The 16534-nt window shown below is 38.3% G+C and carries 11 protein-coding genes; 5 read left to right on the top strand and 6 right to left on the bottom strand.

The window, feature by feature from the left end; genetic code table 11:
* Positions 1-239: 239 nt before the first annotated feature.
* Positions 240-1091: a cyclopropane-fatty-acyl-phospholipid synthase family protein gene (locus tag F6K18_RS18625; protein ID WP_287522773.1), complete on the bottom strand. Its 852-nt coding sequence runs from the start codon at positions 1089-1091 to the stop codon at positions 240-242.
* Between the two features lie 903 nt (positions 1092-1994).
* Between F6K18_RS18625 and F6K18_RS18620 the strand changes: the two genes are divergently transcribed.
* Positions 1995-3497 (top strand): CIA30 family protein, encoded by a 1503-nt coding sequence (locus tag F6K18_RS18620; protein WP_287522771.1) that lies wholly within the window; start codon positions 1995-1997, stop codon positions 3495-3497.
* Positions 3498-4546: 1049 nt separating this feature from the next.
* Here the strand turns inward: F6K18_RS18620 and F6K18_RS18615 are convergent.
* Positions 4547-5563 carry a phosphoribulokinase gene (locus F6K18_RS18615; RefSeq protein WP_124147399.1) on the bottom strand — a complete coding sequence of 339 codons (1017 nt, stop codon included), beginning with the start codon at positions 5561-5563 and terminating at the stop codon, positions 4547-4549.
* A 1509-nt stretch (positions 5564-7072) separates the two neighbouring features.
* On the opposite strand from F6K18_RS18615, the gene petH reads away from it, so the two are divergent.
* Both petH and F6K18_RS18605 read left to right on the top strand, forming a co-directional pair.
* Positions 7073-8263 carry a ferredoxin--NADP reductase gene (petH, locus tag F6K18_RS18610; RefSeq protein ID WP_287522769.1) on the top strand — a complete coding sequence of 397 codons (1191 nt, stop codon included), beginning with the start codon at positions 7073-7075 and terminating at the stop codon, positions 8261-8263.
* A 257-nt stretch (positions 8264-8520) separates the two neighbouring features.
* Complete coding sequence (locus F6K18_RS18605; protein ID WP_287522767.1) at positions 8521-9039, top strand: hypothetical protein; 519 nt, start codon at positions 8521-8523, stop codon at positions 9037-9039.
* Positions 9040-9225: 186 nt separating this feature from the next.
* On the opposite strand, the gene F6K18_RS18600 is transcribed toward F6K18_RS18605, so the two are convergent.
* Positions 9226-9438: an ATP-binding protein gene (locus tag F6K18_RS18600; RefSeq protein ID WP_353735109.1), complete on the bottom strand. Its 213-nt coding sequence runs from the start codon at positions 9436-9438 to the stop codon at positions 9226-9228.
* A gap of 700 nt (positions 9439-10138) precedes the next feature.
* Here F6K18_RS18600 and F6K18_RS18595 point away from each other — a divergent pair.
* Complete coding sequence (locus tag F6K18_RS18595) at positions 10139-10399, top strand: hypothetical protein (protein WP_287522766.1); 261 nt, start codon at positions 10139-10141, stop codon at positions 10397-10399.
* A gap of 299 nt (positions 10400-10698) precedes the next feature.
* On the top strand, positions 10699-11160 hold the full coding sequence (locus F6K18_RS18590) for a universal stress protein (RefSeq protein ID WP_287522765.1): 462 nt from the start codon (positions 10699-10701) through the stop codon (positions 11158-11160).
* A gap of 622 nt (positions 11161-11782) precedes the next feature.
* Here the strand turns inward: F6K18_RS18590 and F6K18_RS18585 are convergent.
* From F6K18_RS18585 to F6K18_RS18575, 3 genes are all read right to left on the bottom strand, one after another.
* Entirely contained in the window at positions 11783-12451 is a 669-nt protein-coding gene (locus F6K18_RS18585) for a 5'-nucleotidase C-terminal domain-containing protein (protein WP_287522764.1), read from the bottom strand.
* Between the two features lie 14 nt (positions 12452-12465).
* Positions 12466-13443 (bottom strand): metallophosphoesterase, encoded by a 978-nt coding sequence (locus F6K18_RS18580; RefSeq protein WP_287522762.1) that lies wholly within the window; start codon positions 13441-13443, stop codon positions 12466-12468.
* 1281 nt (positions 13444-14724) lie between these two features.
* Positions 14725-16083: a cytochrome P450 gene (locus tag F6K18_RS18575; protein ID WP_287522761.1), complete on the bottom strand. Its 1359-nt coding sequence runs from the start codon at positions 16081-16083 to the stop codon at positions 14725-14727.
* Positions 16084-16534 lie beyond the last annotated feature (451 nt).

Raw genomic sequence — 16534 nt, 5'->3', positions numbered from 1 at the left:
CATGGCAGGGAGTAATAGCGTGTCTAGGCTAAAATTGTGGGTAAGTTTGAGCACCCATGTAGACGGTTTGTCAACCTCTCCCCCGACCCCTCTCCTTGCCGGAGAGGGGAGAAATACTCCCCCCTTCCCTACAAGGGAAGGGAGTTGGGGGTTAGGTTTTTTAACCTTTAAGGCTAGACACCCTATTAGAGTAGGCAATGCCCATCTTAATAATTACCGATTGAGTAACAACAACTTACTTATGGACGGCGAAAATGAAATAAACCCCAGGTAAACAGACCTTTTTCAGCCGACTCCACCCATTGACATAAGCCATTCTTAGAAGATTCTAAAAATTCTGGGGTACATTTTTTGCTAAGTTCGTCGTAATGAGCAATTACTGAATCTCTCAATTTAGTGTAATGAACCAGCAATTGATAGGATTTGTCGATTACTTTAATGGTCTCAAAACCAAGGCTTTTGGCTTTACTGTTATAAGAATTGAAAGATCCTATACGCTCGTGAAGAATATTAACCCGTCCAAGTGAATCCTTTAACGCTCCATCTGGACAATCATCTGCTTGGAGAATATCCATGAACAGTAACTGTCCACCCGGTTTGAGTACCCGATAGGCTTCTTCTAGGACTCTATCTTGCCCATCTGTGTGAAACAGGGCATCCTGAGACCAAACTATATCGAAACTGCCATCGTCAAAAGGAATTTCTTTAAAATTGCCATATACAATCTCAATCAAATTGTCAAGACCCTGTTCGCGATTACGTCGCTCATTTTCCTGATTTTGTTCCTCGCTAATATTGAGACAGGTGACGTGGCAACCGTATTTTTTAGCTAAATGTCGTGCTGCTGGTCCATATCCAGCACCAAGATCGAGGACGCGATAACCTGGTTCGAGGTTCTGTGCTTGTTCCGCCATCCATTCAGTGGTTTTCGCCATACCCTCTGCAATAGGGCGATCGGGATCGTCCTCATACATCCCTAAATTTAAGGTATCGCTGCCAATGGCAATTTCATACAAATAACGCGCATTTTCACTATTGTAATGGACTCTAGCCCGTTCTGTGGCTTTTTCAGAGTTTGCTGTTGTGGTCATAATATGCACCTATTTTTTTAGATGTACAAGAAATTCAGAGAAAGTCTGGATTGAGAATTGATATACCTCTCGACGTTGCCCTTACGGAGACAACGTGGGATTATTCAGCCAGGGAAACCCTGACTGTAGTTTCGTGTGAGGTGATGTCTTTTCCTTGTGTTGATAGTAATCCTATTTTGTGTATCAGAAGGGCTGAGTTATAGTCCCTATCTAGTATCCTACCTACGGAGCTATGTAAAAATAAGTTGTACAAATTTTATCTGAAATGAATTGTAAAATCTAGCTTCCATCAAAAAAAAACTGTTCAGGTTATTTTTACACAAGTCCTACAAATACTACTGTTCAGCTTCAAGAGACTGCGAGACTTACCACCGGGGGAGTTAATTTTGAAGTTGGTATTGGGATTCTAGGGCAAACCTGTCACCATTAAGGAGACAGGAGACAGGAGACAGGAGACAGGAGACAGGAGGAAAATTACATGGGGATAGTCAACGACCTGCCGCTCCGCGTCTACGCTCCCCCAAGTAATGCGTGAACACCCCCGTTGACGGTGGGGTATTAAACCCACAAAGAAAATGATAAAAATACTTTACAGGATATGTCTTTTGACAAAGCGGTGCGACCCCGCGACGACGCCAGTCGCACCTGGTAGCGCACCAAGAGAAAAAAATGATTTAAGACCTAAAAAATGGTTTTAAACCATTCATTATGACTTAGTCCTTCCCCTCCTGGGAGGGGCTAGGGGTGGGTTTACTCCTAATAAATATCCTAGTTATTTGTAGCAAACATTTATCAATTTGGCATCACTCCTAAAATCAAAAAATTAATTCCTAATAAGGCCATCCGGCAAAATTTATTAATATATCTTAATATATATTAAAGAAGTGTTTAGAGTTTAAGGATATGGCCGTGACTGACAACCAAACATCCAAATGGAAGCCAAGTAGACTGTTTCAGACCCTAGCCTATTTTGGGGTCATTCCCTTTATTGGTCGTGTTAAATGGCTACAAAAATTATTTGGTGAAAAGACACCGAAACTAGCACAAACATCACAAGTCGTATTAGTAGTGGGTGCTAATGGCGGAGTTGGTAAACGAGTTGTACCTAGACTCCAGAAACGAGGTTATCAAGTTCGATCGCTCGTTCGAGATGCTCAAAAAGCTAAAAAAGTTCTCGGCAATAACGTTGAAATAGTAACCGCTGACATTACTAAACCAGAAACCCTCACCCCTGAAATATTCAAAAACGTTAGCAAAATCATCTGTTGTACAGGAACGCGAGTACAACCAGTCGAAGGAGACAACCCAAACCGGGAAAAATATTACCAAGGTATCAAATTCTTTATGCCAGAAGTTGTTGAAGACCCTCAACTTGTCGAATATGAAGGCATGAAAAATCTCGTGGCAGCCGCAAAACCACAACTACAACCAAGCAACAACAAAATTATCTTTGACTTCACCAACCCCACCCAAGACCTCAAAGAAACCTGGGGAGCATTAGACGACATAGTTATGGGGGGAGTCAGCGAAAGTTCCATCCGTCTGACAGATACTGGTGCTATGTTCTCCGGTAATGTCTCAACTGCCAATTCAGGGGGTTTTGTATCCGTTCGTACCCGCAACTTCGACCCCCCAATGAATTTATTGGGAGCTGCTGGTATCGAACTCCGAGTCAAAGGAGACGGCAAACGCTATAAATTTTTCCTCCGCTGTGAAGAAAAATGGGATGGAGTTGGTTACAGCTATTCTTTTGACACCGTTTATAATATCTGGACGACTATTCGCATTCCATTTAAAGATTTAACACCAGTATTTCGTGCCAAAGTTGTAGAAAATGCTCAACCTTTTAACCCTAGTCAAATTTATTCCTACCAATTAATGTTGAGTAAATTTGAATATAACCGAGAACTTAATCCTAAATTTACACCAGGATTTTTTCAGTTAGAAATTGAGTCAATTAAAACTTATGGTAGCGACCAATTACCTAAATTTGTATTGGTTAGTTCGGCAGGTGTAACTCGTCCGGGGCGACCAGGTTTAAACTTAGATGAACAACCTCCTGCTGTGAAATTTAATGACCAATTGAAAGGTTTATTAAATTGGAAATTAAAAGGAGAAGAAGTTGTTCGTTCTAGTGGGATTAATTACACTGTTATTCGACCTTGTGGAATGACTGAACAACCAGGCGGTCAAGCATTAATATTTGACCAAGGTGATAATATTAAAGGTATTGTTAGTCGGGATGATATTGCTGAACTTTGTATTAAAGTTTTGGAAGAACCACAAGCTTGCAATACAACTTTTGAGGCAAAAGGAGATAAAGAAAAGCAGGCTAGTTCTGAAATTTGGCAGAAGTTATTTAACAGTTTAGAAGCTGATAAAAATAAATTAACTGTGACAGTTTAAAAAGTATTTAGCAATTGTTCACAAACCTCGTGGGTAATATCATGTCCGGTTGAATAGTTATAAGTTAGAAGCTCTCGTAGTAGGGCTTGAGCAATAAGATAGATATCTCATATCAAATCCGGTTAAATGCCCTCAAAATCAATAGCTTAAAACCCTGATTATTACCTGATTGGATTTATGTGCAATTAGGTGGATTTGATATTACTGGCTAAACTCCAGTAGCCTATCAAAAAGCTTAAAACTCAGACAACGCCAGATTTTTCCTTCTTCCTTCTCTGGTAGATATAGCAGTCGCCACTATAGTTAGGACATCGGGTAATTATGATGATTCATAACGCGGGCAAGATGCTCGCACTAATTGTCAAACACCAACCAGGCGGTTGCTATAGAATTCGTCACTGTCTAAAAGATATGAAGTGTTTACAGGATGCTATGGAATTTGTCTTGCGTCAAGCGTCCTAACAGTTATGGCAGTTGCTATAACTAATCGCCTAGATAACTAAACGCCTTATTCCTTCTTCCTTCTGCTATATATTTATCAAACAAAAAAAACGCGAAGTGAAATTAACCACTCGCGTTTTTTTTCAGATAGAAAATTTTCTTCTGGATTTGACATCTCCAGGGGTTGAAACACCCTGGATTCTGTAGTAAATCTACCGCAAATGGGATAAATCCACATTTGCTTAAGCCTGTCAACAGACTCCTAAACTCCTCGGCATAGACCGAAATCTAGCTGTGAGTTTACTTTTTTTTGTTAGCTTTCACGAGTGGTTTGACTCGCACTGGTTGGAGCAATCTTCTCGCTGCTTTAGCTGCCTGCTTGCTTTTCGGTGCCGAATGCGGAGCTAACAGCCGTCGTAGGAAATCAAGTCCCCGTCTCCTGTCCGCCGGAATTTCACCGCAAAGCGCGGTCTTTGGGGGCGACAAACCTTGTTCTTACTTGCTATTTCTAGTATACCAGGCTTTTACTCCGGGTTGAAACCCGCGTGTCGTTATTCAACCAGGGGATAAATCCGCCTGGCTAACTTCCTCCCGTTATTTTTTTAGGTTTATGAAACTACTGCTGCTACCTTTTCATCTGGAGAAACTTTAGCAGTCAAACGCTCATAAGTTGCACGCATTTTCAGACCGACTAAAACTTGGAACAGTCCACTACCATTATTGGAACCTGGATAGTCTTGGTGTTCCCTCATCATGTGGGTCATCTCACCATAGTATTTAGTGGCAGTATTGCTGAGGTGTCCTTCAACGTAAATCATTTCTTCCAGGTTATCAAAGTTACCATCTACTTCTAAGACAGAAACTTCATGGCCGAAATAGGCATCTGGGCCATAGAACATTTTAATTCCAGGATAGGAACAAGTAAGCTTACGTCCACAAGGAATCCAGTTAATAGTCGATCCTTCATCAAACAGATATACTGGTTCAAAGCCTTCTACACCTTCACGTTGGATCAAGCGTACTCGTAAGACTTTATGTTCCTGATCATCAGGAATAAGTTTGGTGGACAAAATTTGAATGACCACATCTGCATGAGCTTTTTGTGGGTCAATATAAGCATCAAAGTCTGGACGACGAGCATTGATAGAAGCAAGTACATCTTCGTAACGATGGCCTCTTTCTGCCATATCGCGCTTGATTTTCCAAGCAATTTTAACTTCATCACTAATATCTAGATAGACACTAAAGTCAAGTAGCGATCGCACGCGCTCATCAAATAGAGGATGAAGACCCTCAATCACTATAATATGATTGGGATGAACTTTTTCCGGTGGGTCAATCATGCCAGTTTCGTGGTTATAAATTGGCTTATCAATAGACTGACCTTCCTTTAGAGCTTTAATTTGCTCATACATCAAGTCAAAATTATTGGCCCTTGGGTCAAGAGCAGTAATTCCTGTTTCTTTACGTTGCTTACGATCTAGACTATGGTAGTCGTCCAGGCAGATAACTGTAACAAAATCTTCTCCAAATACATCTGTTACACGACGCAAAAAAGTAGATTTTCCGCATCCAGAATCTCCGGCAACTCCAATTAATACTACTCTATCTGGTTTTTTCACAATAGTTCCCCTCTAACACAAAACAAAGTTTAATGACATATCCCATACTTTTTTTTGGGTGAGTCTCAGCTTCTGAGTGAGTCCAGGACAAGTTCCTGAGCATTTCTTGAGCTGTGTTGATTCCTGTAATGCTCCATTTAGACTTACTCTATCAAAATTTAATCATAAACTGACCCATTTTCCTGGCCACATCCTCATAATGAGGAGAGACTTGAGGTTTTCTGGCAGGTTAAGCTAAATCAATAGACAAGTCTAATGAACTTGGTGTCCACATAAAACAACTTCACTTGAAAGTGTTGCTTTGCTACACAGTAAAAAGCTAAGACAGCTCACTGTCGTTGGACTTTTGGACAGACTTTGAAGCTATTGACTCTAAAGTCTTTATTACTAACTTTTGTAAAATATCATATCAGAATGGGATCTTCCCTACAAGGATCAAAGAAAATAAAAGCTTAATCAACAGTACTCTGTTGGAATGAGTTCTATAGACAAAAGTCATTTCCTGGGAAGCCAAACGTTATAAATCAAGGGGCTTTCAGTTCTGTAAGCATTTTTACCTCTCCACCTATAAATCCTAGTGATTGTATTTGGTTGATTTATTTTCGCCAATTTTCATAAAAAATCTGAATTAAGTCAGATTAATTGGACTGATGATATTGTTTTATTTTTATCTTTATCTCTCATGGATTTAATACCCCACCATCTACACGGTGATTAAAATTGGTTGGGGTTATCAGACACGAAGTGGTTTGTCGAAAACATCCCCATGCAATTTTCCCTTCTGCCTTCTTCAACTCTTGTGAATTTAATCCTTACCGTCACCGTCACCCGCAGTGCGAATGGGGTTGGTGGGTTGAGAATCTCCATAGAAAGCACTCTCGGTTTTACTGACTACTGGCTATTTACTACTGACTACTGACTATTAATTTGATAATTAGCTACAGAACTTAAAAGAAATTAAGACCACTCTGCATTTTATATGTAAAATAGTCAGAATTGATTAATGCCAAGAATTAACAATGTCTTAGAGATAAATAAAGAGTGAAAAAAGATGTTTCTGTATTGGCCATATACTTAAAAGCATCTTATATAGAGACTCAAGCTGTAATAAAAGTGAAATTCTTGTGGGTGAAAAGTGTATTTGTACCAGAATCAAAGATCGGTCAATAATGACAATTCAAACAGCACTTAGTCATAGTGTAAAAAACAATACAGAACACTATACTGCCTCTTTTTATTGAAGCTTGAGAAGCTACATCAGAGTAAACAACTGAAAAAAATATTAGTTTTACTCATCCTATTGTAGTTCTACTTTTAGGTTACTTCCTAATCATAGAATGAATTAGTGAATAAACAAGATGCCATAAGGAAAACAAGATTTTCAGCACTAAACCTCTGAAATATAGACTTAAAACCTACTGGCCATTATACCAGAGTATCTTAAAAAACACTTAAATAAAAAGACTCATCATCTCTTGGTAATATACTTTATCTAAATGGAGAAATCAACTAATGAAAACTCAAACTGCATTGGGAGTAAAAACCAATACAGAATACGGTAGTCGTACTTTTGTATACGAAGTCGAAGGTTTACGTCAGAGTAATATTACTGACAAAACAAATAGCCCCATCCGTCGCAGTGGAACTGTTTATATCACTGTACCTTATGACCGCATGAACCAAGAAATGCAAAGGATTACGCGGATGGGAGGCAAAATTATCAGCATTAAAGCTGTGAGTGAAGACTCTCAAATTAACGGTCAAACAACTACAGGAAAAACAACTAAACCCATGACTCAAGCTAAACCTAAGTCACATAAGGATGTTCCGGTAAACACCTATCGCCCCAAAAATCCATTCATCGGCAAATGTCTTTCCAGCACTGAGTTAGTGCGTGAAGGTGGTGAAGGTACTGTTCGTCACCTAGTATTTGACCTTTCTGGTAGCGACTTGCACTATCTAGAAGGTCAAAGTATTGGTATTATTCCACCAGGAACAGATGATAAGGGTAAACCTCATAAGTTAAGGCTTTATTCCATCGCTTCTACTCGTCACGGCGATAATCTTGACGATCAAACAGTGTCTCTGTGTGTACGCCGTCTAGAATACAATCACCCAGAAACAGGTGAAAGAATCTATGGTGTATGTTCTTCTTACCTATGTGGTATGGAAGAAGGTGCAGATGTGGCCATTACTGGGCCTGTAGGTAAGGAAATGTTGTTGCCTGATGATGAAGACGCAACTATTATTATGATCGCAACAGGTACAGGAATTGCTCCTTTCCGTGCTTTCATCTGGCGGATGTTTAAGGAAAGAGAACAAAACCCTGATTATCAGTTTAAAGGTTTGGCCTGGTTATTCTTTGGTTGTGCTTACACTCCCAATATTCTCTACAAAGAAGAGCTTGAAGAACTACAACGTCAGTTCCCTGATAATTTCCGTGTAACTTATGCTATTAGTCGCGAACAAAAGAATAAAGATGGCGGCAAAATGTATATTCAGCACAGAATTCAAGAAAACGCTGATGAGTTGTGGGACCACATCCAAAAGCCAAATACTCACACTTACATCTGCGGTCTCAAAGGTATGGAAGGTGGCATTGATGAGGGAATGTCTGCTGTGACTGGTAAGTTTGATGTTGATTGGAGCGAGTATCAGAAGCAGTTGAAAAAAGACCATCGTTGGCACGTTGAAACTTACTAATATGATATAATAGGCAACTATTAATCGCTGCATTTCATAGAATTCAGGGAGAGGTACATTTGATACCCCTCCTTTTTTAGTTGAATGGACAAAAAAACCAAAAACAAGGTCTTTAGTAATTGTTTGCCATCGACAAATTCTGCTACTATCAAGTGGTGAGACAGGGTACAAAAATTGCCTAGATATTCTTCCAATATTTGGGTTGGTGCCACATCTGTCAAATTTAATTAATCCAAAATCAAAATTAGGAGAACAAAATGAAATTTGGTAATCTTGCTAAAATTGTCGCTGGTGTTGCTGGTGTAGCAGCTACTGGGTATGGTGTAAAAAAAGCTGTAGATTATTTCCAGAACCGCGATCAAGAAGAACCCGATCCAGAAACAACTGAAGACGCAGAAGTAGAGCTAGAAGCTGATGATATTGCTTTTGCAACTGTGGAACCTGAGTCAGTACAGCCTTTCCTTGATGCTAGTTTTGGCGCTCCTGGTCGTTATGTTCCCACTCGTCCACCTAAAGTATTTGAATATCAAGACCAACAATACATGGTAATATGGTCTTACGATAACGAAAAAGAAAAAAATCAATTGATGGGATTCCAATACACTGATGCAGGTAGGCAAATGGTTGCTAGTGTAGGATATACTGCTGATGCTACTGACTATAATGTTAACTTAGACGGTACAAATTTAGCTGTTGAAGTTAATGGAGAACAAATTACATCTGGTCAAGGTGAAACTGGTGGTGCAGATGAAGTTGATTTAGTTCCAGTCGGATAACTTAAATTTAGAAATTAAGTGGTAGTGGTGTATAGTTGGTAATAATGATGAATAGAATTACTAGCTAAACTATTAGTAATTGAGTTTTGCATCTGCCACAAGAATGCACCACTATCAAAAAATTAGTTGAAAATGAGAGCCAGGGTATTTTAACCATACACATTCCTATAATAACCAGATATGGTATCACACAATTGGTAACGCAATAGTAAAGATTGTACCTTTAGTGAGTATAGAATTACAAGTAATCTTACCACCATGTTTGTCTGTAATAATTTGATGAGCGATCGCCATTCCCAACCCGGTAACTTTCCCCACATCTTTAGTCGTAAACCCCTGTTCAAAAATTCGCTCTCTCTCCTCTGATGTCACCCCCAGACCATTATCTTCAATCTCAATCTTTACCGAATAATTAATAGAGTTATCGCTAAATAAAGGGAAAAAATCACTCTAACCTAGACAGAGCAATAATTCCAAGCATTTTTGCTATCCAAGAGCTATAATCCTTACAGAACAAGGTTTTTGGGGATTTTTTAAGTTATAAAGCAACAAGTCTAATATCTGTTTATAATTCTATCCACACTTCAATCTCCCCATCTCCCCATCTCCCCATCTCCCCATCTCCCCATCTCCCCATCTCCCCCAAATATATAATAAGTATTCAACCGGATTTGATATAAAGCCTCCCCTTTTAAAACGATAACTTTCTCCTGCCCCCTTCCGGGGACAGGGTTGGGGGTAAAGTTTATACTTGCGTCGGTCTCAGATATAAAGCTTACCTACAAAATAAAGCTAGACGCGCTAGTAATAGCAAATCCACAAATCAGGATATGAAGTTAAATGATGCTTTACCAAAAAAAAATATAGATTGACCCTGAAAGCTATGAAGTGAAAGCGGATAAAAAGTTATTGAATTGTGCATCTGCTACAATTTTACCGATGGCGCAGCGATATTTTCAACTCTAGTAACATGAGGATGTTCTTGATACTAGGTAAGCATAGAAAAATATAGAAGATTGAATTCTATAATCAGACGCTACTTGTATTGTTACTTATAGGTGATTCGCTACTTATCGCACTCATCATTTTCTTGAACGCAATGAGTAATATCGGGATTATCGTTAGGGCCACCATCGGACAAACAATACATGAACAGGATTCGCAAGCACAATTCATTGCCATCATGTGTGTCATTTTGTTATCGTTGCTAATTGAAGAAGGAGACAGGAGACAGCTATACTGGAGACAGGAGGAAAATTACATGGGGATAGTCAACGAAGGGCCGCTCCGCGTCTACGCTCCCCCAAGTAATTTTGAACACCGTGTAGACGGTGGGGTATTAAACCCACAAAGAAAATGATAATATATTGATATATAATTATAGCAGCTTAAAAATACTACAGTTATATTTTTTATAATTTCTTAAAAAATATTAATTTATTCTATGCCCATGCTGATTGTACTCTTCTGTTTCTTCACATTGAATACTAATTTTAACTTAAAGATGATATAATAGTATTTGGAGAAATTTTGGCTACAAATATCTATTCCTTAGAAGGCAAATAAGCAGAGTTTGGTAACATTATTTGAGTAAATTAGTATAACTTAATCAAAACAATAATATCTGAAACTATATTCAATTAAAAACCTAAATTACCAATGAAAAATATAGTTGTTGCCCTCGACTTTTCTCAAATAACTCCTGCTATTATTACTCAAGCGGAAACTTTAGTCCAAGCTTTTAACAGCAAATTATGGTTAATTCATATTGCTGAACCAGATCCTGATTTTGTTGGTTTTAAGACTGGACCTCAGCCTAAGCGCGATCGCTGGGCGCAAGAGTTTCGTAGAGAACATCAACAGATTCAAGATTTGGCAGAGGAGCTACGGCAAAAAGGTCTTGATGCGGTGGCTTTGTTAACTCAAGGTTCTACAGTAGAGACTATTTTGACAGAGGCAAAAAAATTAGCTGCCGATTTAATTATAGTAGGGTCTCATGGACGCAGTGGTATTGAGAAATTGTTTGCGGGTAGTGTTAGTGAGGGTATTTTGCATGGTGCCCATTGTCCAGTTTTGGTAATTCCTGCTAGTTGGCGATCGCCAGAAACACTAGAAAATTGAAGTAGTATTGAATAGGATATATGAGGACATTGGAGTAGGGGAGTAGGGGAGTAGGGGAGATTGAAGTAATTAGATTGAAGTAATTATAGGATGATAAAAAGATACAGCAGATTCGGTAGTATAAGAAGTACAGATATTAACAATTAAACGTTCTCAGTGCGGGCATCTTGCCCGCGACGGGTCTACCTCACGCTTGGTGGAATTCTCTGTATTATACCAAGCGTGAAAAAAGAATGTGTTTGAATAATAAGTGTGATCAAAAGATTTTGCAGGAAATGTCCCTTTGACGAAAAAGAGAATTTACGACCGTTCAAACTGGTATTGAAGCAATTCCCGTGTGACTCAGTCCGACTGAGTTACCCTCCTGGGAGGGGGAGGGGCGAGGGGTGGGTTGACTCCTAAGAAATAGCCTAACTATTTGTAGCAAACATTTATCAAATTGGTATTATATAACCGGATTCTATTCAAATCCCGTAGCATCGGTATCATATCATGTCCTCTGGTATCATTTGTGTAAACTCAAGCATGAATATCTACAGGAAATTTAAGTTTTTTCCAGCTTTAAACCTTCTTCCTTCTTCCTTACCCTGACTTTACAATACTGATACTACCGGACTGGATATTAATTACCAAAATATTGTTGATATAAATCAGGGAAGAATTTTAATCCTTCTGAACTGATAATATCCGATTCAATTATGCCTTTATTCTTGACATATTCAGCAATTAATTCGCGAATTTCTGTAGCAGATCGCCAAAATTTTTTTACCTCTTTAAACATCAAATAGTCACTACCACCATTAGCGCGATAACTATTCATAGCAATTCGTAAAACTTGATTTGGTTCGATATTTTTTCCATCTAACTGTAACTTAGTAACTCGTTTTCCTACAGGTTTGGTAATATCAATCGTGTAATCAATCCCACTATATAAATCCCAATTATAGCCAAGATGATTTTCAGCCAAAACCTCTTCAGGAAGACCGGGTAAATCATCAATATTAACTTGTTTAAAATAAGCAGCATTTTTTTCTAAAGCACAACGCAAAATATCCCCATTAATTTCTAAAACCAACAAATAGTTATCATAATTATAGATACTGTAAATATCTCTCCTAGTAATTTTTCCTGGAGCAATTTTACCAGTATTATTAAAAATAGAAGTCAGAGAAATATTTACAGGATAACCTGCTGCTTCTGCTGCTTTTATTTGTACTTGATTAATTAAAATTGACAGTTTTCTCTGATGAAAACGTACTTTTATACCACTATAAAATTCAGTTTTTGCCACACCAATAGGTTGATTTATATAACGTAAAGTTTGCTGATTATATGGTAAATAAAGTTGTAAAATTTTCTGTTCCGGTTCAATATCAGTAACATATAAATTAGTAGAATCTTTAGCAATAACTTCCCACTTTTTACACCGATCTCTAGTACTAAAGTATACTTACTTAAAGCTTTTCCCCAAAAAGAAGGCTCTGCAATTAAAACATTATTAACTATAGCTTTAGGAACATCGTGATGTGAATGTCCCGCCATAATTATATTCACATCTTTTACCTGTTGTGCTAATTCTAGGGTGAGATTTGAACCAGGAATAGAGCCTGTTTTTTTCCATTCTTGAATATCGGTTAACCAAGCAGAAGCCAGCCTTTGATCTTTTGGTACTTTAGAAAAACCAGTATGTTGAACAATAGTAATTACATCTGCACCATCATTTCGCATTTGAGGAATATATTTTTGGGCAGTATTTATGAGATTCTCAAAAGTTAATCCAGCGATATTTTCAGATGGCACCCAGTTAGAAGTTGTAGGAGTAATTAAACCAAGAATACCAATTTTTATACCATCAACATTTTTAATGATATAAGGCTTAAAAGCAGGAGTGTCATCACTTTTGTGGATATTAGCACAAACTATGGGAAAATTAAGCTGACTTATCCAACGGGAAAGCACATTAGTACCATAGTCAAACTCATGGTTTCCTAAAGTAGCAGCATCAAATTTGAGAGCATTCATTGTTACTGCCATTGGATGTACTGCTTCTGTGTCAATTCGATTATAGTAATAAGTTAATGGTGTCCCTTGAATAGTATCGCCGCCATCAATAAGTAGTAAATTAGGATTTTTAGCTCGTTCCTGTGCGATTAAACTAGCGACTTTTGCTAATCCCCATTCTGCGGGTTGGTTGGTATAGTAATCATAAGGCATAAGGTTGCCATGAAGATCGCTAGTTTCCAGAATGGTGATGATTTTGGTTGGGTGTGTTGATGTTATCAAGGGAATAAATTGTAAATAATAGTAGTATAGATAGGAGAGTGGAGGAGTGGCTCACACGGATTATGGCACGGATAGACGGATAGGTCAGGGAGGACCGGGAGTGGGGGAGGACCGGGAGAAGTAAACATCAGAATAATTAATACGCGCTCTGGAGTGCTAATTATCAAAAATGTCATGATGCTTGTATTATAGCGCTTTTGATATAGACAGGACTTACGCAAAATATAAAATCATACACTATTCATACACCATCTGTAGGGGCGATTTCCGTTTTTCTTGCTCCTAATTACGCGTTTACGTTATGCTTTGCATCTGAAGACCGAAAGTATTCCGGAACAGAAATCGCCCTTATTTAGATATGGTAGTTCTGTGTAATATCATGTCCGGTTGAATACTTATAATTAAGATAGTAGGGGAGTAGGGGAGTAGGGGAGTGAGGGAGAAGTAAACATCAGAATAATTAATACGCGCTCTGGGGTGCTAATTATCAAAAATGTCATGATGCCTGTATTATAGAGCTTTTGATATAGACAGGACTTACGCAAAATATAAAATCATACACTATTCATACACCATCTGTAGGGGCGATTTCCGTTTGTCTTGCTCCTAATTACGCGTTTACGTTATGCTTTGCATCTGAAGACCGAAAGTATTCCGGAACAGAAATTGCCCCTATTAGATATGGTAGTTCTGTGTAAGTCCTGATAAATAGACTACTAGCGCGTCAAGCTTGAAATAGTGTTTTAGGAAAATTCTCCAAACCTTAGTCAGAGCAAGAATTATACTCAAAAATTTAATACACCATTTTCAGCTTGACACGCCACTACAGTTAGTACGAGCAACCCAAAAGCATTTTTCTACTCCCTACTCCTTACTCCCTACTCCCTACCCAAAAATAATTTTGTGGTCTACTTAAGTCAAAAGCGCTGTAATTACTTAATAATTGAAGTTTCACCTCACAAAAGCATTCTTTTTTCACTCTTGGTATAATACCTACCACCTAAAACCTACCACCTTCTCTAGGGAATGAGGCAGTAGTAAACACTAGAATAATTAATACGCGCTCTAGCGTGCTAATTATCAAAAATGTCATTGCGCCTGTGTTAATTACTTAATATGGCAGTCGAAGTAAAGGTTAGGAGATATCAAAAGCTTAAAACTCAGACAACGCAAAGTTTTTCCTTCTTCCTTCTTTCTTCTTCCTTTTTTATTCTGCTATAATTAAAGTTTTACCTTACAACAAAAGCATTCTTTTTTTACCCTTAGTATAATATAATACATTTATTTAGAAACGGCAAATGTTTGTTTAACGACCATTGGCATATTTCCTGGTGGTGCCATAGTTAACCCTCTACGGACAGGTTGGATAGATTTATGGGAAACTAACTTGAGTTCGCACTTTGATAAAATAGTTGCCAAAACTAATTTCATTTCAAATAAAGCGAAAGCTGAACCGATACAACGACGACTCCCTCCTCCAAAAGGTAAATATTCATAAGGTGAAAATTGTCTTTCTAAAAAACGTTCCGGTTTAAATTTTTTAGGTTCTGGATAAATATCCTCTCTTTGATGAGTTAGATAAATAGAAGGAAGTACTACCATTCCTGGTTCAAGTTGATAACCCATAATTTCTACAGGTTTCTGGACAACTCTAGGAAAAGCATTTGTGACAATGGGATAGAGACGCAAAGTTTCTTGACAAACCGCGCTGAGGTAGGGAAGTTTAGTAATGGCAACTTTATCTGGGTTAGTGGGGAGAGTAGCTAATTCTGCTAATAGTTTTTCCCGCACTAAAGGAATTTTATCAATCCAATATAATGCCCATGCTAATGCCGAAGCGGTAGTTTCGTGACCTGCAAACAGTAAAGTGAGCAGTTCATCCTTAATTTCTTCGTCACTAATACGATCGCCTACTTCGTCACGTGCTTCTAGCAGTAAACTGAGGATATCATCACGATGATTTGCTTCTTCCCTAGCAGTTTCAATTTCTGCGAATATTAGGTCATCAACTTTTTGCCTTTTTCGTAAAAATCTACCCCAGGGACTCCAAGCACCCCAGTCTTTTCGCAAGAAACTGAAAAATAGAAAAGTGGAGCTGAGGGGGGAGCTAATGGAGTCGAGGACATCAGACAAAAGTATTCTCAGTTGTTCGTAACGTTCCCCTCGGTCTAAACCAAATACCGTGCCAAGGATAACTTTTAGGGATATTTCTTGAGTTGACCTACGGATGGGGAAAGGTTTATCTATTTGCCACCGATCTATAACGTCAGAGGTAATATTGTATATTAAATCTCCATAAGTACGCATTCGATCGCCATGAAAAGGTGGCATTAATAGTTTTCTTTGACGTTTATGGCGATCGCCTTTTTGGAGAAGTAGAGAATTTCTGCCCACAAGGTATTGTAAAGCACCATTACCACCACCTGAGCTAAAGGTACCAGGGTCAGCAGTAAAAATTTGTTGAATAGCTTTAGGGTTACAGAAATAGATAAAAGGAATCTCGGAATTAGTGTTAGTCCTGAAGATATCTCCGTATTGAGAATATCGCTCCTCTATGGTTTGTAAGGGACGAAAAATCAATTTCCAAGTCCGGAGTCTTCGTTGTAAAGGGGACAATGCTGGGCCATCAGGTAATACCATTTTTGCTTTGTTGATTATCTCAGAGTTACTTCATCTATTTTGATTCATTATGTCTGTGAGATGGGAGGGTTTATAGCGCTTCACGCAAGTCAAAATTCAAAAGTCAAAATTCAAAAGTTAAAAGTCATACCTGACTGAGTTTGAAGCTTTATAAATGTCCTAACCTTCTTCCCCCTATTCAAAAGTTAAAAGTCATACCTGACTAAGTTTGAAGCTTTATCAATGTCCTAACCTTCTTCCCCCTATCCTATTAGACATTTCCAGAAAAGAGGGAACAGAGAGTAAAATTTTATAATTTATAGATAAGAATTGATTTTATTTTTGATTTTTGGAGATTTCTATTTCCCTAGCTTCTGTACGTCGCCAATCCGACAGATCCCCTGTCTGACTCCTGAGGACTGACTCCTGAGGACTGACTCCTGATTCTGTCATTAAGAAACAGTAGAAATTT

Origin of the sequence: Okeania sp. SIO2C2 (genome assembly GCF_010692625.1) — a bacterium.
In the GTDB taxonomy this organism is placed as follows: Bacteria; Cyanobacteriota; Cyanobacteriia; order Cyanobacteriales; family Microcoleaceae; genus Okeania; species Okeania hirsuta.
The sequence above is the reverse complement of the archived record's forward strand: the minus strand, read 5'-3'. Positions and strand labels throughout refer to the sequence as shown.